This window comes from Megasphaera hexanoica, from assembly GCF_043520715.1.
GTDB classification, from domain to species: Bacteria; Bacillota; Negativicutes; order Veillonellales; family Megasphaeraceae; genus Megasphaera; species Megasphaera hexanoica.
The window spans coordinates 2,243,174-2,266,227 of record NZ_CP171361.1 but is presented as its reverse complement, the minus strand read 5'-3'; the positions used below and the strand labels follow the sequence as shown (position 1 = coordinate 2,266,227).

General features: G+C 50.6%; 19 protein-coding genes. 17 read left to right on the top strand and 2 right to left on the bottom strand.

Annotation, left to right across the window (positions count from 1 at the left end):
* Window positions 1–13: 13 nt before the first annotated feature.
* The 14 genes from ACGTIC_RS11100 (at window position 14) to ACGTIC_RS11035 (ending at window position 17,199) form a co-directional block, all read left to right on the top strand.
* Window positions 14–853: a bifunctional 5,10-methylenetetrahydrofolate dehydrogenase/5,10-methenyltetrahydrofolate cyclohydrolase gene (locus tag ACGTIC_RS11100; RefSeq protein ID WP_059075396.1), complete on the top strand. Its 840-nt coding sequence runs from the start codon at window positions 14–16 to the stop codon at window positions 851–853.
* 42 nt (window positions 854–895) lie between these two features.
* Window positions 896–2,062, top strand: coding sequence for a cyclopropane-fatty-acyl-phospholipid synthase family protein (locus ACGTIC_RS11095; RefSeq protein WP_059075395.1), 1,167 nt, complete (start codon window positions 896–898; stop codon window positions 2,060–2,062).
* A 136-nt stretch (window positions 2,063–2,198) separates the two neighbouring features.
* Complete coding sequence (locus ACGTIC_RS11090) at window positions 2,199–2,573, top strand: desulfoferrodoxin family protein (RefSeq protein WP_200817493.1); 375 nt, start codon at window positions 2,199–2,201, stop codon at window positions 2,571–2,573.
* A 98-nt stretch (window positions 2,574–2,671) separates the two neighbouring features.
* Window positions 2,672–3,244, top strand: coding sequence for a histidine phosphatase family protein (locus tag ACGTIC_RS11085; protein WP_075581316.1), 573 nt, complete (start codon window positions 2,672–2,674; stop codon window positions 3,242–3,244).
* A gap of 92 nt (window positions 3,245–3,336) precedes the next feature.
* Window positions 3,337–3,924, top strand: coding sequence for a 30S ribosomal protein S4 (rpsD, locus tag ACGTIC_RS11080; protein ID WP_059075392.1), 588 nt, complete (start codon window positions 3,337–3,339; stop codon window positions 3,922–3,924).
* 623 nt (window positions 3,925–4,547) lie between these two features.
* The gene (locus ACGTIC_RS11075; protein ID WP_059075390.1) at window positions 4,548–5,348 is read left to right on the top strand and encodes a ThiF family adenylyltransferase; all 801 of its coding nucleotides are present in this window, start codon (window positions 4,548–4,550) and stop codon (window positions 5,346–5,348) included.
* 168 nt (window positions 5,349–5,516) lie between these two features.
* Window positions 5,517–6,866 (top strand): MATE family efflux transporter, encoded by a 1,350-nt coding sequence (locus tag ACGTIC_RS11070; RefSeq protein ID WP_113855629.1) that lies wholly within the window; start codon window positions 5,517–5,519, stop codon window positions 6,864–6,866.
* 144 nt (window positions 6,867–7,010) lie between these two features.
* Window positions 7,011–9,128 carry an excinuclease ABC subunit UvrB gene (uvrB, locus tag ACGTIC_RS11065; protein WP_113856531.1) on the top strand — a complete coding sequence of 706 codons (2,118 nt, stop codon included), beginning with the start codon at window positions 7,011–7,013 and terminating at the stop codon, window positions 9,126–9,128.
* A 95-nt stretch (window positions 9,129–9,223) separates the two neighbouring features.
* Window positions 9,224–12,079: an excinuclease ABC subunit UvrA gene (gene uvrA / locus ACGTIC_RS11060; RefSeq protein WP_113855630.1), complete on the top strand. Its 2,856-nt coding sequence runs from the start codon at window positions 9,224–9,226 to the stop codon at window positions 12,077–12,079.
* Window positions 12,079–13,908 carry an excinuclease ABC subunit UvrC gene (gene uvrC / locus ACGTIC_RS11055; RefSeq protein WP_113855631.1) on the top strand — a complete coding sequence of 610 codons (1,830 nt, stop codon included), beginning with the start codon at window positions 12,079–12,081 and terminating at the stop codon, window positions 13,906–13,908. The genes uvrA and uvrC overlap by 1 nt, the downstream gene beginning before the upstream one ends.
* A gap of 30 nt (window positions 13,909–13,938) precedes the next feature.
* Entirely contained in the window at window positions 13,939–14,589 is a 651-nt protein-coding gene (locus ACGTIC_RS11050) for an RsiV family protein (RefSeq protein ID WP_075581310.1), read from the top strand.
* Between the two features lie 154 nt (window positions 14,590–14,743).
* Window positions 14,744–14,905, top strand: a complete 162-nt coding sequence (locus tag ACGTIC_RS11045; protein WP_059075385.1) for a rubredoxin — start codon at window positions 14,744–14,746, stop codon at window positions 14,903–14,905.
* Between the two features lie 153 nt (window positions 14,906–15,058).
* A complete protein-coding gene (locus ACGTIC_RS11040) occupies window positions 15,059–16,087 on the top strand; it encodes an alpha-hydroxy-acid oxidizing protein (protein ID WP_059075384.1) in 1,029 nt (342 codons plus the stop codon).
* Window positions 16,088–16,197: 110 nt separating this feature from the next.
* Window positions 16,198–17,199, top strand: a complete 1,002-nt coding sequence (locus tag ACGTIC_RS11035; RefSeq protein WP_113855632.1) for a VirK/YbjX family protein — start codon at window positions 16,198–16,200, stop codon at window positions 17,197–17,199.
* A gap of 148 nt (window positions 17,200–17,347) precedes the next feature.
* On the opposite strand, the gene ACGTIC_RS11030 is transcribed toward ACGTIC_RS11035, so the two are convergent.
* Together ACGTIC_RS11030 and ACGTIC_RS11025 are read right to left on the bottom strand one after the other, a co-directional pair.
* Entirely contained in the window at window positions 17,348–18,976 is a 1,629-nt protein-coding gene (locus ACGTIC_RS11030; RefSeq protein WP_113855633.1) for an ABC transporter ATP-binding protein, read from the bottom strand.
* On the bottom strand, window positions 18,969–20,708 hold the full coding sequence (locus ACGTIC_RS11025) for an ABC transporter ATP-binding protein (protein ID WP_113856532.1): 1,740 nt from the start codon (window positions 20,706–20,708) through the stop codon (window positions 18,969–18,971). The genes ACGTIC_RS11030 and ACGTIC_RS11025 overlap by 8 nt, the downstream gene beginning before the upstream one ends.
* A gap of 257 nt (window positions 20,709–20,965) precedes the next feature.
* On the opposite strand from ACGTIC_RS11025, the gene ACGTIC_RS11020 reads away from it, so the two are divergent.
* From ACGTIC_RS11020 to ACGTIC_RS11010, 3 genes are read left to right on the top strand one after another with little or no spacing between them, the layout of a single operon-like run.
* Window positions 20,966–21,418 (top strand): CtsR family transcriptional regulator, encoded by a 453-nt coding sequence (locus ACGTIC_RS11020; RefSeq protein WP_075581305.1) that lies wholly within the window; start codon window positions 20,966–20,968, stop codon window positions 21,416–21,418.
* A gap of 22 nt (window positions 21,419–21,440) precedes the next feature.
* The gene (locus ACGTIC_RS11015) at window positions 21,441–21,962 is read left to right on the top strand and encodes a UvrB/UvrC motif-containing protein (RefSeq protein ID WP_059075380.1); all 522 of its coding nucleotides are present in this window, start codon (window positions 21,441–21,443) and stop codon (window positions 21,960–21,962) included.
* 3 nt (window positions 21,963–21,965) lie between these two features.
* Window positions 21,966–23,027: a protein arginine kinase gene (locus ACGTIC_RS11010; RefSeq protein WP_059075379.1), complete on the top strand. Its 1,062-nt coding sequence runs from the start codon at window positions 21,966–21,968 to the stop codon at window positions 23,025–23,027.
* Window positions 23,028–23,054: the final 27 nt, after the last annotated feature.

The window sequence follows — 23,054 nt, the reverse complement described above, 5'->3', positions numbered from 1 at the left end:
AGGGGGAGTTTTTGTGTTATTGTTAGATGGGAAGGCTGTAGCAGCCTTTCATCGTGAGAGGGTAGAGAGCAAAATTTACGATTTCCAGGAACAACATATCCGGCCGGAACTGGCTATCGTCCTGGCCGGTCAGGATAAGCCCTCGGCGATGTATGCCTCTTCGATGCAGCGCGTAGCCCGCAACGTCGGATTATCCGCTGAAATTTACCGTTTGTCCGAATCGGTAAGCGAACGGGACATCATTTCCATGCTCGAACATTTCAATGAGCAGAAACATATTTTTGGCATTCTCATGATGATGCCCCTGCCGCATCATCTCAACGCTTCACGGATCATCAACTGCATCAGTCCCGATAAAGACGTAGATGGACTGACCGATACGAATATTGCCCGCCTGTTTTCCGGGAGGTCCGGATTTGTACCGTGTACACCCCGTGCCGTTATGGCCATTCTGGATTATTATCACATTTCACTGACGGGGAAGGATGTCGTTATCATTGGCCGGAGCAATGTCGTCGGCAAGCCACTGGCCCAGCTCTGCCTGAACCGCAATGCGACCGTTACTCATTGCCATACGCGCACCCATGATCTGAAAGCCGCGGCACGGCGGGCGGATATTCTGATCAGTGCCGCCGGGGCGCCGGGACTCATAACGGCCGATATGGTCAAACCGGGAGCTGTCGTTATTGACGTAGGAATCAACCGCGTCGATGGCAAGACTGTCGGCGATGTAGATTTCGAAGGCGTTTCCCAGGTTGCAGGGGCACTGACACCCGTGCCGGGTGGCGTAGGTGCCGTTACGACTATGATGGTTTTGGAAAACGTAGTCTGCCGGGGTGCATGGACGGACTAGGTTTATTATAAATAATATGATGAGAATGGAAGGTGTTTAGTCATGCATATTATGGATAATTTCCTCATTTATTACCTGCAACGGTTTGACAAGTACTGCTTTGAAGTAGTACTGCACGGCCATACCTATACCATAGGGACGGGCAAACCCCTGTTCCGCGTATTGGTGCATAAGGATATTCCTAAAAAAGAACTCCTTACGTCTACCTCGCTGGCATTGGGCGAAGCCTATATGAAAGGCGATATCGAAGTGGAAGGAGATTTGTTCGTCGTCTTAAAATGCATTCTCGAACAAATCGACCAGTTTTCCCTGGACCGGTCAGCTGTCAACAATCTTCTTTATCCGTCAGAAGATAAATCGACACAGCGCGAAGAAGTATGCTCTCATTACGACCTGGGGAATGATTTCTACAAACTCTGGCTGGATCCGACCCTGAGCTATTCCTGTGCCTATTTCAAACATGATGACGACACGCTGGAACAGGCACAGCGCAATAAAGTAGATTATATTTTATCCAAACTCCATCTGGAAAAGGGCATGAGTCTCCTCGATATCGGCTGTGGCTGGGGCTTCCTGCTCATAGAAGCAGCCAAAAAATACGGCGTAACCGGTTATGGCTGCACCCTGAGTCACGAACAATGGGCCATGGGGCAGGAACGCATCAAAAAACTGGGACTGGAAGGACAGATCCATATTGACCTTATGGATTACCGGGATCTGCCCAAAAAGGGACTGAAATATGACCGGCTGGTCAGCGTCGGTATGCTGGAACACGTAGGCCGTTCCCAGTACGAACGCTATATGTCCATTGCCAATCAGATTTTGAAGCCGGGCGGACTGTTCCTTCTCCATTATATTGATGGCCGGGACGAAAAAAACAGCAATCCCTGGATGCGCAAGTATATCTTCCCCGGCGGCACACTGCCGACAGTCTATGAAATCCTGAAGCTGGCTTATGATGGCGATTTCCAGATCCTCGATGTGGAAAGTCTGCGCCGTCATTATTATCGCACTCTAAGCTGTTGGTATCACAATTTCCAGAAGGTACGTGACCAGGTAGCTGCCGATAAGGGAATGGAATTCGTCCGCATGTGGGACTTATACCTCTGTGGTTGTGCCGTAGCATTTTATATCGGCTATATCGACGTCCATCAGCTGCTCTTTACCAAAGGGACGAACAACGATCTGCCTATGACACGTTGGTATTAATCTGGAATATAAATTTTAATGTATTTTGTTCAATCCTCTATATGGCAGGAGACAAAGGGGAACTGAGTATGCTATACTAATAGTATGATTTACTTTTTCATGTCAACAAAGCTTTTTTCTAGAAGGAGGTATGAACATGGCAGTAGAATTTTATAAATGTGAATTATGCGGCAATATCATTGCCGTCATCAAAAACGGCGGTGGCAAGAATCTCGTCTGTTGCGGCCAGCCGATGACCCATCTTGTGGCAAATACCGTAGATGCATCGGCTGAAAAGCATACACCGGCAATTGCTAAAGAAGGGGCTATGCTGCAGGTGACCGTAGGTTCGATAGAACATCCCATGCTGGACAACCATTACATCGAATGGATTGCCCTGGAATGCGATGGCAAATTGACCTTTAAGTACCTGAAACCGGGTGAAGCTCCCAAAGCTGATTTCCATGCCGTGGATAAGGGTACTGTATATGCATACTGCAACCTTCATGGCTTATGGAAGGCTGATATTTAGAAAGTATAGGCACGAGCCTGAGGCGGAAGTCTCTGGCGTTATGTAACAGGTGGGGCTGTCTTACGGGGCAGCTCCTGTTTTTTTAGGAGGGAAAGGGCTTGAAAAAAATATGGTTTGTCCGTCATGGAGAAAGTGCTGCTAATGCGGGTGAAGCAACCCGGGATCATCGTACGATACCGCTTTCCTCTCTGGGGGAAGAGCAGGCCCGGGCTGTCAGCATTATTATCCCCAAACCGAAGCTTATCATTACATCCCCTTACCTGAGGGCCCGGCAGACGGCAGCTCCGCTCATGCGGCTCTATCCCGATGTACCTGTAGAAACGTGGGATTGTGTCCATGAATTTGTCTATCTGTCACCCCGCACCTGTACCGGTACGACATCGGCCCAGCGCCGGCCCCGGGTCATTGCCTACTGGCGTCATCTGGATCCGGACTATGTGGACGGCGACGATGCCGAATCATACAAGCATCTCCTGCAGCGTATCCACCAGACCATAGACCGGCTTCGCGGCCGTCCCGAGTCGTTCATCGTCGTTTTCAGCCATGCTCAGTTTATGCGCAACCTCCTTCTGGTCATGCAGGAACCGGATCTTTCTCCCCGTGACTATATGAAACGGTTCCGGAAAAGCGCGACTATCCGCAACGGTCAGATCGTAGAAATCCGGCTGTAACGGAATTTGACAGAACTGTCCTTTCATGGTAAAATACTATCACTGCATTGTGTGCAGCCTATTTTATTTTAAACTATGAGGTGATGTAGAAAATGGCAACGAGGAGAGACCCGCGTTTTAAAGAATGTCGCCGGTTCGGACTGAATGTGTACGGACATCCTAAGGCATTAAAACGCGTCAAAAAAGAACAACGTCAGAAAAAAATGTCTGAATACGGTACACAGTTACTGGAAAAACAGAAGCTCCGTGCATATTACAACCTGCTGGAACGTCAGTTTGTCCGGTATTATGATAGAGCAAAGAAGATGGAAGGTGTTACGGGCGAAAACATGCTGAAACTGCTGGAATGCCGTCTTGATAACATCGTTTATCGCATCGGTTTTGCTAATTCCATCCGCCAGGCACGTCAGATGGTCAACCATGGCCATATCCTCGTCGATGGCAAACGCTGCGACATTCCGTCCGCCCGCGTAAACGTTGGTTCCGTCGTATCCCTGAAAGAAGCTTCCCGTTCGAACGAAATGTTCAAGAAATCCTTCCAGGAACTCAAATCCTTCGATGTAGCTTACATCGACAAAGATTTCGACAACTTTGCTGGTACCCTTACCCGCATGCCGGAACGTGACGAACTCCCAATCGAAATCAACGAAACACTGATCGTCGAATTGTACTCCAAATAATAGACAATATATCTGGATTACAACAACCTATGCAGAAAACAGGAAATCCTATGGATTTCCTGTTTTTTTTATTCCAGATCAGGTTTTATCGATGAGCCACTTATTACATAGCAACATGAATCTTTTTCCCACAGAATACAATACCGTATTTCAAGACAGATGGTATCTGCTTCTGCTTGAATTCAGCTATATAATGCTGTTTTTCGATTATAAATCAGACACATCGCCTGAATCCGCACAGAATCGGTTGAGAATTTCGCTTTGGAAAACATGGGTCAGTTCAGCATTGGGAATCATGAGCTGGCAAAGGCGCCCATTGGGAGCCGGCGTATTTTTTACAGCTGTCAGATAACCGGTCATCAATAAGAGCGTGTAAAGTCCGTCTTTATTTTGGGAAATATCCTTGTATATTAAACCTTCACGGATTATGGCGGCAACAGTACCGCCGTGCAAAAGAGTCAGTAGTTTTTTTTCCTGGTTTCTTGTGTTCCTTTGCAGCATATGCTGGATGATAGCATTCGAAGACGTATTTTCGTTCTAATGAGAAGAAATAGAACTGGATACTAGGGAAAATTTATGATATAATAGTCTGTCACTATAGAGATAGAAAGGAACTTGTTATTATGTTGGGACGTTTTTCCAGAACGGAATTATTGCTGGGTCATGTTGCCATGGAAAAGCTGGCACAGACGACGGTAGCTATTTTTGGGATTGGCGGTGTCGGTTCTTATGTGGCTGAAGGTCTGGCTCGTTCCGGTATCGGTCATTTTGTTCTCGTCGATAATGATCTGGTCTGTCTGACCAATATCAACCGGCAGATTCATGCGACATCGAAGACGGTTGGCAAAAAGAAGACGCAAATGATGAAGCAGCGGATTCTGGATATCAATCCCCAGGCTGTTGTCGATACGATAGAAGAATTTTTTATGCCTGATGTAGCGGACAAGTTTTTCCAGCAGCACTACGATTATATCGTCGATGCTATCGATACGATGACCGGAAAAATCGCCCTCGTCGTGGAAGCAGATAAGAGACATATCCCTATTATCAGCTGCATGGGGGCCGGCAACAAGCTGGATCCTACGAAATTTGAAGTAGCCGATATTTATAAGACCAGCGTAGATCCTCTGGCACGGGTCATGCGCCGTGAACTGAAGAAGCGGCATATAAAAAAATTAAAAGTCGTGTACTCCAAAGAACAGCCGTTGAAACGCCGTCAGAGCGGCTGCGGTGCCAACTGCATCTGTCCGCCCGGGAGCTCTCACAGCTGTGACTTCCGTCGTTCTGTACCGGGGAGTATTTCCTTTGTACCGTCGGTAGCAGGGCTGATTATTGCCGGGACTATTGTCAATGACCTGGTAAAAGACTGTATTGAAGACGATACGAAAGCAGAAGGACCGGGAACGGGCGTACTGAATCGCTGAGTTATCGAATATAATAATTTTGAAATCATGAGGATAGACTGAACGGGAATTGTCATCAAAGCTGTGATGGCAGTTCCTGTTTTTTTGCCAGATGCAGTATCGCAGCGCCATCAGAGGCTGTGGTATACTATAGTATATATTTAATAATAGATTAGGAGACCCGGATAGATGAGAGATGCTTCGTTTTTAGGAACCCAGCCGGTCAGCAGGCTGCTCTGGAAATTTTCAGTCCCGGCCATTACCGGTACGGTCATTACGGCCTTGTACAATGTAGTTGACAGTATCTTTGTTGGCCAGGGCATTGGTGAACTGGCACTGACAGCTGTCACCGTTGCCTTCCCGGTTCAGACCCTGCTCATGGCGTTTGGCATGCTCATCGGTGTCGGTTCAGCCAATATCATTTCTATCCGCCTGGGACAGGGGCGGACAGACCGGGCAGAAGGTATACTGGGGAATGCCTTTACCCTGATGTTTGCCATCATGGTTGTAACGACCGGATTGTTCCTGTGGTATCTCGATTCCCTGCTGCAGGATTTCATGGGAGTGGATCCGGCTGTCCTGCCCTATGCCCACGATTTCATCAGCATTATTCTCGTAGGCAGTGTATTCCAGCACATCGGTTTTGGCATCAACAATGTCATCCGCGCCCAGGGAGATCCACGGACGGCCCTGGCGACACAAATCATAGCAGGTATCATTAACGTCATACTGAATTACTTGTTTGTGTTCACGTTCCAGTGGGGAATCAGCGGGTCGGCACTGGCAACGGTACTGGCACAAGCCGTAGCGGCTGTCTGGGTCACCTGGTATTTTATCTGGGGCCCGGCTGTGCTGAAGCTGCGGTGGAAATATCTCCGTCCCCGGCTGCATAGTATACTGGATATCGTCAAAATAGGCTGTTCTCCCTTTATGATGCAGCTGGCTGCCACAGCTGTCATGGTCGTCTTCAATGTACAAATCCAGTTTTATGGCGGCGTGACGGCAGTAGCTGCCTACGGCATCATAAACCGGCTTATGATGCTCATTTTTATGCCTGTCGTCGGCATCAGCATGGGGGCCCAGCCTATTTTAGGATTCAATTTTGGGGCCAGAAAGTATGACCGCGTCCTGCATACACTCCGACTGGCTCTGTTGGCGGCAACGGGGGTCAGCATTCTGGGATTTATCATCGCCGAAGTGTTTCCCCAGGAAATCATCCGTATTTTTAACGATTCACCGGACCTGCTCCGCGTCGGGGTGAGAGCGATGCGTATATATCTGGTGATGACGCCCGTCGTCGGCTCTTCCATCATAGCGGGAAATTATTTCCAGGCCGTCAATAAACCCCTCTTTTCCCTGTTCTTTACGATCAACCGCCAGGTCTTTTTCCTCATTCCCTGTGTCTATCTGTTTTCCTCGTTCCTGGGTCTGGATGGCATCTGGCTGGCCGGAGCCGTCAGTGACGGGGCGGCGTTCATCGTTACGACAGCGGCATTAGTCTATAATGTACGACAAATGAAAAAACGGATACCGGCCTAAACCGATGGGTGGTATGTATTGTCCTGTTATCATCAAGGAGACTGTCCTGTCGTGCAGTCTCCTTTTTCTGTACATATGTTCGCCAATATGCTATACTGGGATAACGGAAAATTGCTATTCCTTTGTTCTGATTCGAGGTCTGCTATGGATATACAATCGCATTTAAATAAAGATTATGATACGTCTCATCCGTTCCGGGTCGTTGCGCCATATGAACCGATGGGAGACCAGCCGGAAGCCATTGCATCACTGGCTGAAGGGGTAAAGTCTGGTCAGTGGGCGCAGGTCCTGCTGGGGGCTACGGGGACAGGCAAGACGTTTACCATGGCCAAAGTCATTGAAGCCGTGCAGAAACCGACGCTGGTCATTGCCCACAACAAGACGCTGGCTGCCCAGCTTTGCAGTGAATTCAAGGCGTTTTTCCCCGATAATGAAGTAGCATACTTTGTCAGTTACTACGATTACTATCAGCCGGAAGCGTATATTGCTTCGACCGATACGTATATTGAAAAAGATGCGTCTATAAATGATGAAATCGATAAACTGCGCCATTCGGCGACGATGAGCCTCTTTGAACGGCGTGATGTCATTATCGTCGCGTCCGTGTCCTGTATCTATGGCCTGGGCGATCCGGAAGATTACAGCGAACTCGTCGTTTCTCTGCGGCTGGGGCAGGAAAAGCCACAGGAAGAAATCCTGCACAAGCTGGTCGATATCCAGTATACACGCAATGATGTGAGTTTGGAACGGGGGACATTCCGCGTCCACGGTGACACCATCGAAGTATTTCCAGCGGCTTTTGATAATTCCGTCATCCGCATCGAAATGTTCGGCGATGAAATCGACAGGCTGACCGAAGTGGACGTACTGACCGGGGAAGTGATTGCCGAACGGAAACACGTGGCGATTTATCCGGCCAGTCATTATGTTACGACGAAAGACAAGATGGAACGGGCACTGGGAACCATCCGGAAAGAACTGGATGAACGGCTCAGGGAGCTAAAAGATGGAGGCCCTCTTCTGGAAGCACAGCGGCTGGAACAGCGGACCCGTTACGACATGGAAATGATGGAAGAAATGGGGTATTGTTCAGGGATTGAAAACTACTCCCGCCACCTGGCAGGACGGAAAGCCGGGCAGGCACCATATACGCTGCTCGACTATTTCCCTGACGATTTCCTCATCATGGTCGATGAATCCCACGTGACACTGCCACAGCTGCGGGCCATGTATGCCGGTGACCGTTCACGCAAGAAGTCGCTCATCGAATACGGATTCCGCCTGCCGTCGGCCCTGGATAACCGGCCCCTGACTTTTGATGAATTTACGGAACGGATCAATCAGATTATTTTTGTCAGCGCCACACCGGGAGATTATGAAATGGAAGTGCAGACTAATCTGGCCCAGCAGATTATCCGGCCGACGGGACTGCTCGATCCGGAAGTGGAAGTCCGCCCCATTGCCGGCCAGATGGACGACCTCCTGGGTGAAATACGCAAACGCCGTGAGCGCCATGAACGGGTGCTGGTCACGACGCTGACGAAAAAGATGGCAGAAGACCTGACGGATTACTTGAAAGAAATGGGAGTGCTCGTGCGCTATCTCCATTCCGATATTGCTACCATCGAACGGGCCGATATCATCCGGGACCTGCGGGCCGGCGTGTTTGATGTCCTGGTTGGTATCAACCTGCTGCGTGAAGGTCTCGACATGCCGGAAGTGTCGCTGGTGGCTATTCTCGATGCCGATAAAGAAGGGTTCCTGCGGTCCGATACGGCTCTCATCCAGACTATGGGCCGGGCAGCCCGTAATGTCCATGGCAAGGTCATCATGTATGCCGATAAGATTACCGATTCCATGGCCCGTGCCATAGATGAAACGAAACGGCGTCGGAAAGTGCAGGATGCCTATAATAAAGCACACCATATTACGCCCAAGTCGGTCAAAAAAGAGGTAGTCGATCTGATAGAACTGACGAAAGTAGCAGAGGACCAGAAAGAGTATGGTCATAGTACGGATAAACCGCTGACCCGGGATGCGCTGCACAAGGTCATCCAGACGGTAACATTGCAGATGAAGCAGGCTGCCAAGAGTCTGGAATTTGAAAAAGCGGCAGAATTGCGGGACCGCCTGGGACAATTACGGCAGAAACTGGCCGATATGAGCCAGGACGATACGCTGCCTAAAGAGATGCAGGGAAGTGACATGCCGAAGCGGCGGTACCGGCGCAAAATCAAGCGGCCCGATGCGAAGAAGAGATAAATCGCAGGCCGCAGTTTGCAGGCCGTAACGGCCCGTTTTTCATTAAACCTCAAACATCAAACATCAGACGTCAAACTTCAAACGGGAGGCACAAAGTGCAAGATAAGTATATTGTCATCAAAGGTGCCAGACAGCACAATCTGAAGAATATAGATGTAAAAATACCCAGGGATAAACTAGTCGTATTTACCGGCCTGTCCGGGTCGGGGAAGTCATCCCTGGCTTTCGATACGATTTATGCCGAAGGACAGCGGAGATATGTCGAATCGCTGTCAGCGTATGCCCGCCAGTTCCTGGGACAGATGGATAAGCCCGATGTCGATTACATTGAAGGGCTGTCGCCGGCTATTTCTATCGATCAGAAGACGACGAGCCGGAATCCCCGGTCTACTGTAGGGACGGTCACAGAAATCTACGATTACCTGCGACTGCTGTATGCCCGTGCCGGGGAAGCGTTCTGCCCGAAGTGCGGCAAGCCCATCCGCCAGCAGACAATCCAGCAGATGGCCGATTCCATCATGGCTCTGGGTGACGGAGAAAAAGTCATGATTATGGCACCCGTCGTCGATGGGCGAAAGGGGACTCATCAGAAAGTATTGTCCCGTCTGGTCAAAGATGGATATGTCCGGGTGCGCGTCGATGGAGAAGTCTATCTTTTGTCGGACGATATTCCTCTGGAAAAGAATAAGAAGCATACTATCGAAGTCATTGTCGATCGCCTGGTCATCAAGGACAGTATCCTGACTCGGCTGACTGACTCTCTGGAAACGGCAGCGAAATTAGGCGAAGGCATCGTCCATGTCTTCCGCATGAGCACGAAAGAAACTGTGACGTACAGCCAGCATTTTGCCTGCCCCGATTGTCATGTGAGCCTGCCGGAAATCGAGCCTCACCTGTTTTCGTTCAACAGTCCCTTTGGTGCCTGTCCGGCCTGCTCAGGCATCGGCAGTACCATGGAAGTTGATCCCCATCTGTGTCTGCCTCATGGTGATGTATCCTTTGCCGACGGCTGTATTGCTGCCCTCAGCAGTAATCCCGATTCATGGTTCATGCGTCAGCTGGGAGGCCTTTTGAAACCGTATGGATTTACGATACAGAATTGCTATAATGACCTGCCGGAAGAACTGCAGCAGAAATTGCTCTACGGTTCGGATGATGAATGTGTCTTTGAATATGAAAATCTGCGCGGTGAAGTTAAGACATTCTCGACGCCCTTTGAAGGGGTTATACCGATGGTGCGCCGCCGTTACCGCGAAGCTTCATCAGATATGATGCGCGACCAGTTTGGCCAGTTTATGTCGGTCAAGCCGTGTACGGCCTGTCATGGGGCCCGGTTGCGGCCGGAAGCGCTGGCTATTAAAATCGGCGGACTGGACATCCATGAGCTGACAGATTTATCCGTGACGGATATGATTCACTTTTTTGATACGTTGGAACTTAGCCATCGGCAGCAGCTGATTGCCAAACAGATTCTCAAAGAAATCAGGGCCCGCCTCGATTTCCTGCGGACCGTAGGGCTGGAATATCTCACATTGTCCCGGACAGCCGGTACACTGTCAGGCGGGGAAGCCCAGCGCATCCGCCTGGCTACGCAGATAGGTTCTGGTCTGGTCGGCGTCCTGTATATTCTCGATGAACCGTCTATCGGCCTTCATCAGCGGGACAACGACAAACTGCTCGGTGCCCTGAAGCATCTCCGCGACCTGGGAAATACCCTGATTGTCGTAGAACACGACGAAGATACCATGCGGGCGGCCGATTATATTCTCGATATCGGGCCGGCAGCCGGAGAACATGGGGGACGGATTGTTGCCCAGGGGACGGCGGAAGATATCATGGCATGCCCGGAATCCCTGACTGGACAGTATCTGAAAGGGACGAAATTCATCCCTGTTCCGGCACAGCGCCGTCCGGGAAATGGAACGCAGATTGAAATCGTCGGTGCGGCAGAACATAATTTAAAAAATATCGATGTAGCCTTTCCTCTGGGAACACTTACGGTAGTGACCGGTGTATCTGGTTCAGGAAAATCGACACTGGTCAATGAAATCCTTTATAAAGGGATGGCAGAAGCCGTGTATGGTACGCCCCACCGGCCGGGAAAATTTAAAGAATTGCGCGGCACAGAATACATCGATAAAATCATCAATATCGACCAGTCGCCTATCGGACGGACTCCCCGATCCAACCCGGCTACCTATACGGGTGTCTTTGATTTCATCCGCCAGCTGTTCAGCCAGACGCCGGAAGCCAAGGTCCGTGGCTATAAAGCCGGCCGGTTTAGTTTCAACATCAAAGGCGGGCGCTGTGAAGCCTGCCGGGGCGACGGCATCATCCGCATCGAAATGAATTTCCTGCCCGATGTCTACGTGCCCTGTGAAGTATGCCATGGTACGCGGTACAACAGGGAAACGCTGGAAGTAAAGTATAAAGGCAAGACGATTTCCGATGTCCTGAACATGACCGTAGATGAAGCCTGCGATTTCTTTGCCCAGATTCCGCGCATCCTCAATAAACTGAAAACGCTCCAGCAGGTCGGTCTCGGGTATATCCGACTGGGACAGCCTGCGACGACCTTATCCGGCGGGGAAGCCCAGCGGGTAAAATTGGCGACAGAGCTTTCCAAGAGAAGTACCGGGCGCACGTTGTATATCCTCGACGAACCGACGACTGGGCTGCATACGGCGGATATCCACAAGCTGATGGATGTCCTGCAGCTCCTCGTCGATGGCGGAGATACGGTTGTTGTCATTGAACATAATCTCGATGTCATCAAGGCGGCTGATTATCTCATCGATCTGGGACCTGAAGGCGGCGACGGAGGCGGCACGGTCGTTGCGACGGGGACGCCGGAAGATATCTGCGCTGTCCCGCAGTCGTATACGGGGCAATTCCTGAAACCCGTACTGGAACGGACGCGGAAACTCATGGAAGAACGAGGTGACCAATAGTGGCATTTTCACAGGCCGTGCTCGAAAAAGTGAATAATCTGACGACCCAGCCCGGCGTGTATTTATGGAAAGATGCCAAAGGTCATATTATTTATGTGGGCAAGGCAGTCAATCTGCGCAACCGCGTCAAAAGTTACGTCCGCAACGATGCCAACCGGGCCGTCAAAGTGGCGGCTATGATCAGTCATGCTGTCGATCTGGAAACCATCGTCGTAGCCAATGAAATGGAAGCGCTGATTCTGGAAAATACGCTCATCAAGAAGCATCATCCCCGGTATAATATCATGCTTCGCGATGACAAGACCTATCCTTATATCAAGGTGACGCTGCAGGACGACTATCCGCGGGTCTGCATGACCCGGCGGGTCCTGCGTGATGGTGCCCGGTATTTCGGCCCCTTTGCCGATGCCGGGGCAGTGCACCGCGTCCTGAAACTGATGCAGCGTGCCTTCCACATCCGGACCTGCCGCAATCTCAAAGCAGACCGGCCGTGCCTGCAGTATCATATGGGACATTGCGATGCGCCCTGTGTGCACTATATTACAAAAGCTGATTATCAGGAATTGGTCCGGCAGGCCGTGGATCTGCTGGAAGGAAGGAATACGCCGCTCATACGGGATTTACAGCAAAAAATGGAAACAGCATCGGATGAGCTGGAATTTGAAAAAGCAGCTGTGTACCGGGACCAGATAGAAGCCATCCGGGTCATTCAGTCCCAGCAGAACATCGTTACCCAGGGCGGCGATATGGATGTATTGGGACTGGCCAGTGACGCCGGACAGTCCTGCGTCCAGATTTATACCATCCGCAGCGGCAGGCTTATGGGACGGGAGACATTCAGTCTGGATCACAGCGATGATGAGTCAGCCGCCGATATGACGGAAGCTGTCATTGACCAGTATTATACGGCCCAGTCGTTTATCCCGCGGGATATTGTCGTAGCCGCTGTGGCAGAACAGGAAGATTGTGAACGGCGGCTGAGCCAGCTGAAAGGCCAGCAGGTCAACCTAATCATTCCCCAGCGGGGCAGTAAAAAGAAACTCCTCGCCATGGCGGAAGAAAACGCCCGCGTCCTGCTCGAACAGAGACGGCTCCAGTGGCAGCATGATACGGATAAGACGAGCGGTGCCGTCCAGGCTCTGGCCCGGGTGCTGGACCTGCCGTCCCTGCCGGAACGGATGGAATGTTTTGATATTTCCCATACCCAGGGTATCGAAACGGTTGCGTCTATGGTAGTTTTTGAAAATGGTCAGCCGGCACGCAGTGAGTACCGGAGGTTTAAATTAAAAACCGTACAGGGAAAGCCCGATGATTTTAAATCTATGGCGGAAATCATGGAACGGCGGTATAATGAAAAAGACTGGCCCGTTCCTGATTTAATAGTCATCGATGGCGGCAAGGGACAACTCCATGCCGCTCTGCCAATCATACGGCAGGCCGGGTGTGAGGCGCCGGTCATCAGTCTGGCCAAGCGCATAGAAGAAGTCTTTGTCGAAGGGCGCAGCGATTCAATTATCCTCAGCCATCATACGCCGGAGCTGCAGCTGCTGCAGGCTATCCGCGATGAGGCGCATCGTTTTGCTATTACCTACCACCGGCATCTGCGGGGAAAGCGCAGTCTCGTTTCTATTCTGGACCATATCGAAGGCATCGGTCCGGCACGGCGCAAGGCGCTGTGGCAGCACTTTAAAACGATCGATGACATGAAACAGGCAGAAATTGATGAATTGGCGGCTGTACCGGGAATGACTCGTCAGACAGCTGAAAATGTATATTATTTTTTCCGCCTGGGAACAGATGAAAAACGGAAACAAACTCAATTGAAGTAATATTACGAAGTATCAGAGGAGGGATTTTCGATGAAACAAAAAATATTAGCTATGCTCAGCGCTGCTCTGTTGACAGCATCAGTCGCGCTGGCGGCGCCGCCTGCCGATGTTCAGATGGTACAGATGCCGCGGTCAGAAGATGGAGACAGTTATCTGGAAATGTCCTATCCCGACGTCACGGTCATGGGAAATGCGGCAGCGACGGCACAAATCCGTCAGTATTATGCAGATGAACAGAAAGAAACGCAGGATTTTTTCAATAAGCAGAAAGATAAAGCCGGCAATCATAGTTTTGTCACGGAAACGAAATCTTATGAAGTAACGCATAATGATGGTACCTATTTATCCATCGTCGAATCGGGACAAATCTATTTTGGCCGGGATGCTCACCCGACCCATTGGAAAAAAGGGACAACGTTTGATTTGACGACGGGGAAAAAAGTAACCTGGCAGGAAATTATCAAGCCGGGCGATGAAAAATATTTTACGATCAAAAAAATCAATCAGGCGTTGCTCTCCAGCAAGTATCAGCTTTCTTCTTATTTTACCGGCCTGACACAGCTTCCGGAAAACTATTATCTCGATAAAGCGGGGAATATCCATTTCCTGTTCGGGCTCTATGAAGTAGCTCCCTATTCTACGGGCATCGTCGATTTGAATATGATGAAACGGGCAAAGTAAATTCGCATGTACCTTTGGCCTTATGGTAGTGTGTCCATTAGGAACACTACCATATATACATTTTTCAGTTGCAAATTTTATAGGACCATGATATGATGTGATGAGTGAAACATAATTATTTACTAAGATTTAGTATGATTTTGGAGGTAGAATCATGGACAAATACGAATGCACTATTTGTGGTTATATTTATGATGAAGCAGAAGGCGACGCTGACAACGGCGTAGCAGCAGGCACAAAATTTGCTGACCTGGCTGATGACTGGGTTTGTCCTACCTGCGGCGCTGGTAAAGACGCTTTTGTAAAAATGGACTAAGTCTGTCTCTACAGGCGGATTCGACGGGATTGTCTTCGGGCAGTCCCGTTTTTGTTTTATGATAGATGCATTTTTCTATAGCGTAACAGGATGCATTGCAGTACAATATAAATAAAGTGTCATACATGTATACAACTTAAGGAGGTATGTCAAATGGATTTGAAAGAAGTACGTGACATTGCGCGTCAGAAAATGAAAGGCTGTCATGTCTGTCCCGAATGTAATGGGAAAGCCTGCGTCGGCATGATTCCCGGTTTTGGCGGCCTGCGCACGGCCCGTTCATTTATGCGCAATATGGAAGCATTGCAGGAATACGGCCTGGTCATGCGCAGCATGTCCGGACAGGATGAACCGGATACGAGCTGTCAGATATTGGGACGCAAACTGAGTATGCCTGTACTCATTGCACCTGTCGGTGGGATTGTTCTGAATGCCAAGGTAGACGGTGATCCGGCTACAGTAGAACAGGAATATGATGAAGCCGTGACACAGGGCGCCATGGACGCAGGTACGCTGTGCTTTACTGGAGACAGTGGAGCTCCTTATATGTATGCTTCGGGTATTGCTTCCTGTAAGAAACGCCCGGGCGTAGTCATCCCGACGATCAAACCCCGCAGCAATGACAAAATCATAGAAAAAGCCCATGAAGCGGAAGCTGCTGGCGCCTTCGCCGTTGCCAGCGATATTGATGCGGCGACATTGATCAATATGCGCATCTTTGGCCAGCCAGTAGGACCTAAGAGCGCCAGTGATATTACAGAAATCGTGAAATCCATCCAGCTGCCGTTCATCGTAAAAGGCATCATGTCGCCGGAAGAAGCCGTTGCCTGTGCCGATGCCGGAGCAAAAGGCATTGTCGTCAGCAATCACGGCGGCCGTGTCCTCGACGGCATGGCAGGTACGGCGGATGTGCTGCCGGGCATAGCTGATGCCGTTAAAGGCCGGCTGACGATTTTCGTCGATGGCGGTGTCCGTCACGGCGAAGACGTACTGAAGATGCTGGCTCTCGGTGCTGATGCGGTCCTTTTGGGACGTCCGGCTGCCGTAGCCGCTATCGGTGGCGGGGCGGAAGGTGTCAAACTGCTTCTGGATACATTGAAGCGGGAACTCATGGATGCCATGATGATTACCGGTGTCCGCGACTTGTCCCACGTCCCGTCAAATGTTGTTAGAAAATTATAACGATTGGCAGCCAGTCACCAGCCACTAATCCTACATTGACAGCCCGCTTGTCTTGCCCGTATAATAGTACTATTGCAATTATTGCAGTTGTACTCGATAGGAGGTATTTCATGCACAGCATTTCCTATTTCTGGCACTTATCGCGCCTTATATACGGACCACGGAATTTCCAGGAAAACAAGCGGGCTGTCGTTTTTTTTGCCCGTGCCATATCTAACCGGACCTTGTTTGAAGAATTGTACGATTTCTTCAATCACTATGAACCCATGAAAGGATTCTTTGACCAGCATGATCCTGATTTCCAGGAAGTCATGACCCGCGTCTTCTTATTCAAGAATTCGACCATGCGCCAGCGCCTCGATGCCTTGAAGCACCATTTCACTATCTTGCGGACGTTCTTTTCCGATGACGTCATTCACGAACTGTACTGGGGAAATGGCTATACCCTGTGGACCTCGCCGGATGAATCGCTGCCCTTGGAAGCACGGCTCATCTTTGATACGGGCCAGCGCAAGGAAGGCTTCCTGTCACTCTATCTCTATCACGAAGGCCAGATGATTTACCATTTTAATTTCCGCTTTGACTACAATGCTGATGGCACACCGTCCATGTATATCGGTACTATCCAGGGATCAAAACACGGCCTGGAAACGACGAAAGTCCTGACTAAAAAGCTTTTTGGATACCGTCCGAAGAATTTTATTCTTTACTTGATGCGCATTTTCGTCCAGACACTGGGCATTCACGATATGTACGTCATAACCGACGAAGGCTTCTATACTAACAGCCACATGCTGCGCGGCAACCGCTCGAAGAAGACCAATTTCAATGACTTCTGGGTTGGTGAAGGTGCCGTACCTGATAGTAAGGAACAGTGGTATTTCCGCCTGCCTATCGAAGAAAAACGACGCAAATACGGCGAAATCAAGTCCCAGAAGCGCAATCTTTTCCGCAAGCGCTATCTCCTTATGGACACCATCGTTCCTCCCTATATCGCTGCCATCAAGTCTCTCTTCCGGCAGGGATTTAATCCCATACCGTCGGCCATCGACGAAGCGGCTATCACCGATAAACCGGCTGACTACGATCCCATCGAAGCACCGGTGAAATAGCCTGTAGTACAAAGTTTATAGTTTGCAGCAAAAAAGAACCCTTCAGACGCATGCAACAGATGCTCTCTTTTATAGTGCATCTGCTGCATGACGGTGAGGGTTCTTTTTTTTGTGCGACCGGCAGCCATCAGCTAGCGACCTGCGATTCCTACGGATCTCCGATGACGATGCGCCGGCCTCCCTGGGATTCGTAAAGACGATGAGAAATAGAGAGGACGGTCCGGTTCTGGGCAACTGCCTGCAGAGCCTGAAGAACTTGGGATTCTGTGAGGGAATCGAGGTTGGCTGTGATTTCGTCGAACAAGAGGATTTGCGGGTCCATGACGACGGCCCGGGCGATGGACAGGAGCTGGCTCTGGCCACGGGAAAAGAACTCTGGCTTGTAAGGCGTAGCCAATCCCTGGGGCAGGGCGTGGCATGTATCCCAAAGGCCGACGAGATGCAGTGCCTTTTCTATTGCTTCCGGTGTAACTCTCGGGTCTTTCAGGCTGATTTGATCGGCAACGGTGCCATGGATAGCGTGGAACTGCTGTTCGACATAGCCGAAGACCTGACGGCGGAGGGGAGCAGCCATGCGGGACGGATCGCAGCCGAAGACGCGGACCTGGCCCTGCCGGGGCCGGTAGAGGCCGAGGATGAGCTTAAAGAGGGTGCTTTTGCCGGCTCCCGTGCGGCCGGTGATAGTAACCATTTCCCCGGCTTCTACGATAAGAGTGAAGTGATGGAAAATGTCGGCTTCCTTGCCGTAGCCAAAGGCGGCATCTCCGATGACAAGCGGTGTTGCAGCCGGGTCGGGTTCCATCGTGCCGTTCTTTTCCTGGACGGGTTCGGCGAAGAAATCTTTCAGGCGGCCAATGCCGGCGACGGCAGACTGGATATTCTGGATTTCCATGCCGATGCTTTCCAAGGGCGAGAAGATACGGCGTACATAGGCGATGAGAGCGACAACACTGCCGACGGTCATGCCGAATAGTTCCTGCAGGGACGGACTGCTGACAGACAGAGACATCATCAGGCAGATGATGTCTGTGCAACTGGTGATGATGATGGGCGAATAGATGGAATCGCAGAAATTGCTCCGTTCCATGGCCTCGAAACTATCGCGGATCGTACGGCCATAGCGCTGGCGCATATAGCGTTCCTGCTGGCAGGTATGGATCGTGCGGATATTGTGAACCGTTTCTGGTATGAGTTCATTTGTCCGGCTGACAGCGATGCGGTTGTCCCGCTGGGCCTGGAGCATGCGTTTTTGGAAGTAGCGGGTCAGGAGAAAGAGCAGGGGAAGGCAGATACAGATCAGTGCGCCCAGCCCCGGGCTCAGATGGAATACGACGGCGAGGATACTGAAAATCGTGAATACGTCGGCAATCATACTGACCACGCCGGAATCAAAGAGGTTTTCCAGCGTATCGACGTCATTGACGAAAAGTGATGTGACGGCACCGGCTTCGTGGTTGACAAAGTATGATGCCGGAAGGTCGTCAAGACGCCGGCACATGGCCGAGCGCAGATCATGTGTGATTTTCTGGCCGAATATGGTAATCAGCGTTTCTTTGAAGGCATCGACGAGACCACTTCCGGCATTGAGAGTGAAATAGAGTACACCGGCTGCCATCAGGGGGTAGGTGCTGAAAGCGCCGCTGACAAGGCTGTCAATGATATACTGCAGGATGAGCGGCGGTGTAATGCTCACGGCGATGGACGCGATGATAGCCAGGATGAGGATCAGCAGGAGCAGGCTGTTCTTCCGTAAGGTCTGTAAAAAGACATTACCCATGGGAACCACCTCCCTGGGCATGCTGCAGGTCATAGAGTTTCCGATAGGCCTGGCACGATACATACAATTCTTCGTGGGTGGCGGCGATGCTGCTCCCGTCACCATTCAGCCAGATGATTTGGTCGAGCATTGGGAAAAGAGTCAGACGATGCGAGATGAGAAGGATGATGCGGTCTTTGCAGTCTCGGCGCAGGTGGCTGTAAATAGCTCGTTCTGTCGCCATATCGATGGCGGCGAAGGGGTCGTCGAGAATCAGTAGCGGCCGTGGATGAAATAGAGTCCGGGCCAGGGCGATGCGGGCCTGCTGGCCACCGGACAGGCGCTGTCCCCCCTCGCCGATGAGGGTCCGGATTCCGTCAGGAAAGGACGCGCAATCCTGATCCATACAGACTGCATTCAGAACGGGGATGATGTCGCCGCCTTTGCCAAGACGGATATTTTCTTCAATCGTGCCGGCAAAGAGCTCTGCGTCGTGGCCGCAATAACCGGCGATGCCCTTGGGAGATGTATGGCCATTGCCCAGCTCCTGCGTTCCAAAAAGAATCTGGCCGCCATGCGGATTTTCGCAGAGAAAAGCCAGTCCCAGTGTCGATTTGCCAGAGGCCACGGGACCGGTGATTCCGATAATGTCTCCGGGACGGGCTGAAAAGGAAAGGTCCTGAAAAATGGGCACGTCACTGCCGGGGTAGGTAAAGGAAAGATGTCGGACGGTGAGATAAGCCGGTGCCGCCGGCGGCACTGTCCGGGGAAGTGTACTGGCGGCCCGCAGGTGGGGCTGGATGCGCAGCCAGGAAACCTGGGCCTTCTGGATAGCGTTGAACAGTTTGGCCGCATGGGACGATTTTGTCGCCAGTCTGATGAAGCAGGCCAGATACGTCGAGAAGGCGGCAATATCCCACGTTTCCCAGCCCGTTCCCAGGACATTGTGGCCACCGGACCAGATGACCAGTATCGTGCCAATCATAGCGATGACTTTGTAAATCGGCTGGAGTGCGTTTTCCCAGAGATTGGCCAGAATCATTTTCTTTTCATAATCAGTCAGATAATCTTCATAGCGCTGGTCCTGCACGGCTTCTTCGCCGTAGACGCGGTATGTCATGGCATTGCTGATGCGGTCCAGTGTTATTCCTGACAAAGCGCCGCTGCTCTCTTTACTCCTGGCTGCCGTCATAGCGACCGTGCGGCGCAGACTATTGGCCAGGGCGTAAGCGATGGGCGGGAAGACCAGGACGCATAGGGTCAGGCGCCAGTCATACCAGGCGATCATGACCACATAGGTCACCATGACAATGCCCGTATCAAAGATTTCTGTCGTGAATTTGCGCATTCCTTCGACACACGTATCGATATCAGAAATGACCTTAGTCATTAATGCTCCCGTATCGGCCCGTTCCATATCCCTCTTTGGTGTCTGGACCAGGTGCTGGTAGAGTATATCTTTCATGGACAGACTGATATTGTTGGCAAATTTCCGGACGTACAGGCGCTTGACATAGCGCGAACTCTGGACGCCGAGAATGACAAGGGCGTAGGACAGACAGAGAACGTACATATCTGCTGCCGTCCTGCTGCCGGCAAAAATATCATAGAGGCATTGTGCCAGCTGCCCGTCGAACCAGGGAGCGGCAATCATGCCGACATTATACAAAATGCCACTGAGCGTGACGATGAGCAGTAATTTTTTTTCATGATAAAAATAATAGCGGACTGAACCCGGTCCTAAGCGTTTCAAAGCGAACACCTCACAGTTTCTGCTTCCTGTATCTTTTCACTATACACTAATACAGGCAGTCGTACAACTGGAATCGCAGTTCGCAGTCCGCAGGAAGTGTTGTTAGTTTTTTGTCGAAAGGACGATGTCAGGGTCTTTTGCCATTAATTCACCTCTTGCAAAAAGTCAAAAAGACGAATATAATAAGAATGTAATAAAGTCAAAAGGTGAAAAATAACCATTTGATGTATATTGTATTTTCATAAGCAGGTGATACGATGAGTGTGTTAGCTGATAAAATCGAACAATTTATATTACATAAGCTCCTCGAAGAGGATGAAGAGAATATCGTTCTCCGCCGCAATGAACTGGCGGATGAACTGGATTGTGCCCCTTCACAGATTAGTTATGTCCTAAGTACACGCTTTTCTAATGACAAGGGCTATCTAGTAGAATCACGACGGGGCTCAGGCGGTTTCGTGCGCATTATCCGCCTGACTCCGAAAAAACAGGACCGGACACCGGCACCGCTGAAAGAAACGCTGCCTGCTGTCAATATTACGATGGAAGATCTCGACGTGCTATTATATCGTCTGATTAAAAGCAAGTCGCTGACGAACAGGGAGGCCATTTTGCTGCATCATACGTTTGAAGCGTTGTTTGATGAAGTCGATGAACCGCAGCGGATGGCAGTTATAGGGCGGATTCTCCGGTCCCTGAATCTGCACTAGTGTAAGAAAGGAGGCGCACGCCATGCTTTGCGATCAATGCAAAAAAAGAGAAGCCGTCGTCCATATCGCGAAGATTGAAAACGGCCGCCGCACGGAGCTGCACCTGTGTGCAGAATGTGCGCGTAAACAGGGAAGTTTACCTGATTATTCTAATTTCAATATTATCGATAATGATTTCTTCCGTAAAATGGCTTACCCCGATTATTCCGGCCAGGCCGAAGAAGAACCGCGCTGCAATAGTTGTGGTATGACGTATAGTGAATTTAACCGTCTTGGTAAATTTGGCTGTCCCGATTGTTATGAAGCATTCCGGGAAGAAATCACGCCTCTGGTCCGGCGGATACACGGTCACACTAAACATGTGGGCAAGGTGCCGAACCGGGGAACCGGTGTGTTCCGTACAGCCAATCAGATTAAACGCCTGCGCCAGCGTCTGAAAAAACTCGTTCAGGATGAACGGTATGAAGAAGCTGCCCGCGTACGCGATGAAATCCGCATGCTGGAACGGCAGCTGCCACCGCGGCAGAATGGGAAGGAGGAATAACGGATGCTGCAGGATATATTGAAAACGCCGTTGATTCCCTGGCAGGATGGATCAGGAGATTTGACGGATGTCGTGCTGGACAGCCGTATCCGTCTTTCCCGGAACTTAAAAAAATACGTATTTCCTGATAAGGCGACTGATGCAGAACTGGCTGCCGTCCTGGCGGAAGGGGAACGGTACATGCCAAGTCTGAATACGCTGGGAGGAGGGACTTATGAAAGTATCCATCTTTACGATCTGACTTCGTGGGAACGGGAAGTGCTGGCAGAACGCCACCTGGTTTCGGCAAGCCATATTCAGAAACCGCAGAACAGGGGATTGCTGTTACGGCAGGACGGTGCCGTTTCCATTATGATCAATGAAGACGATCATTTCTGTATTCAGACCGGTGCGGCAGGTCTCCAGCTCGATAAGGCATGGGAAGATGCGACACAGGTAGACGATGCGCTGGAGGCAAAACTGAATTTTGCCTTCCGGGATGATTTCGGTTATCTGACTGCCAGTCCCTCCCTTACCGGGACCGGCCTTATTGCCGGCGTCATCCTCCATCTGCCCGGACTGGTGCTGATGAAGCGCCTTAACCGTATTGTCCAGGGGATTACTAAATTGGGCTTTACCATGTGTGGCATGTATACGGAACGGAACGAATATATTGGCAATGTGTTCCAAGTGACGAATCAAATTACGCTGGGCGTATCAGAAGAAGATATTATAGGGCAATTGAAGAAGCTTGCCACACAGATTGTCCAGGAAGAACGGAACTGCCGGAACCTGCTCTGGACGCATAATCAGAATGCCATGAAAGACCGGTTTTTCCGGAACTATGGCGTATTATCCCATGCCTGGATGCTCGATTTTTATGAAACCATCGATTTTCTAAGCGATTTCCGCATGGGGATAGATTTTGGTATCATTCAGGAACGGCCACAGGCGTATCATGCCCTGCTGACGGCAGCGGGGCCGGCATATCTGCAATGGCAGGCCGGTAAGGAACTGAATGATGAAGAGCAGGACTTGCAGCGGGCTAAGGTAATCCGTCAGCTTCTGCAGGATTATGCCATTTAAAATGTGTACGATGGCTGAATGGCAGTA

Excerpts from the sequence above, each read along its gene's own strand:
- ACGTIC_RS11095 (WP_059075395.1), top strand. The coding sequence starts at position 896 with ATGCATATTATGGATAATTTCCTCATTTATTACCTGCAACGGTTTGAC.
- ACGTIC_RS11090 (WP_200817493.1), top strand. The coding sequence starts at position 2,199 with ATGGCAGTAGAATTTTATAAATGTGAATTATGCGGCAATATCATTGCC.
- rpsD (WP_059075392.1), top strand. The coding sequence starts at position 3,337 with ATGGCAACGAGGAGAGACCCGCGTTTTAAAGAATGTCGCCGGTTCGGA.
- ACGTIC_RS11075 (WP_059075390.1), top strand. The coding sequence starts at position 4,548 with ATGTTGGGACGTTTTTCCAGAACGGAATTATTGCTGGGTCATGTTGCC.
- ACGTIC_RS11070 (WP_113855629.1), top strand. The coding sequence starts at position 5,517 with ATGAGAGATGCTTCGTTTTTAGGAACCCAGCCGGTCAGCAGGCTGCTC.
- uvrB (WP_113856531.1), top strand. The coding sequence starts at position 7,011 with ATGGATATACAATCGCATTTAAATAAAGATTATGATACGTCTCATCCG.
- ACGTIC_RS11050 (WP_075581310.1), top strand. The coding sequence starts at position 13,939 with ATGAAACAAAAAATATTAGCTATGCTCAGCGCTGCTCTGTTGACAGCA.
- ACGTIC_RS11045 (WP_059075385.1), top strand. The coding sequence starts at position 14,744 with ATGGACAAATACGAATGCACTATTTGTGGTTATATTTATGATGAAGCA.
- ACGTIC_RS11040 (WP_059075384.1), top strand. The coding sequence starts at position 15,059 with ATGGATTTGAAAGAAGTACGTGACATTGCGCGTCAGAAAATGAAAGGC.
- ACGTIC_RS11035 (WP_113855632.1), top strand. The coding sequence starts at position 16,198 with ATGCACAGCATTTCCTATTTCTGGCACTTATCGCGCCTTATATACGGA.
- ACGTIC_RS11030 (WP_113855633.1), bottom strand. The coding sequence starts at position 18,976 with ATGGGTAATGTCTTTTTACAGACCTTACGGAAGAACAGCCTGCTCCTG.
- ACGTIC_RS11020 (WP_075581305.1), top strand. The coding sequence starts at position 20,966 with ATGAGTGTGTTAGCTGATAAAATCGAACAATTTATATTACATAAGCTC.
- ACGTIC_RS11015 (WP_059075380.1), top strand. The coding sequence starts at position 21,441 with ATGCTTTGCGATCAATGCAAAAAAAGAGAAGCCGTCGTCCATATCGCG.
- ACGTIC_RS11010 (WP_059075379.1), top strand. The coding sequence starts at position 21,966 with ATGCTGCAGGATATATTGAAAACGCCGTTGATTCCCTGGCAGGATGGA.